Source organism: Streptomyces katrae (assembly GCF_000966975.1).
Lineage (GTDB): Bacteria > Actinomycetota > Actinomycetes > Streptomycetales > Streptomycetaceae > Streptomyces > Streptomyces katrae.
The window spans coordinates 1-345 of sequence record NZ_JZWV01001445.1; the positions used below are offsets into that span (position 1 = coordinate 1).

At 69.0% G+C, this 345-nt stretch carries 1 pseudogene; it reads left to right on the forward strand.

Annotated features, from left to right (window positions below):
* Positions 1–76: 76 nt before the first annotated feature.
* A pseudogene (locus tag VR44_RS38175) lies at positions 77–345 on the forward strand (hypothetical protein); the annotation flags it as partial.

Sequence of the window (345 nt, forward strand, 5' to 3'; positions counted from 1 at the left end):
GGGGCGCCCCGCGCATCCGAACGTGAAAAAACTTCTCAGCCGTAGCGGAAACAATTCCCAGCAAGGAAGAAATGCCATGCGTGTACGTTCTTGGAAGCTTCGTCTCGGTCTCGTCGTCTCCACCACCCTCCTCGGCGCCGGCGCCCTCGCACCGATCGCCTCCGCGGCCCCCGCCGTCCAGCCGGCCCAGGTCCTCGCCGGCCATCACGGCTCCGGATCCGGCAACTCGCTCGGGAAGTTCCTCGGCGGCTCCGGCTCCGGCACCGGCGGGGTCAAGATCGGCCACGGCAGTGTCCGCGTCGGCGACAACGTCTGCGCCGGCCGCTGCAACGGCACCGTCAACGG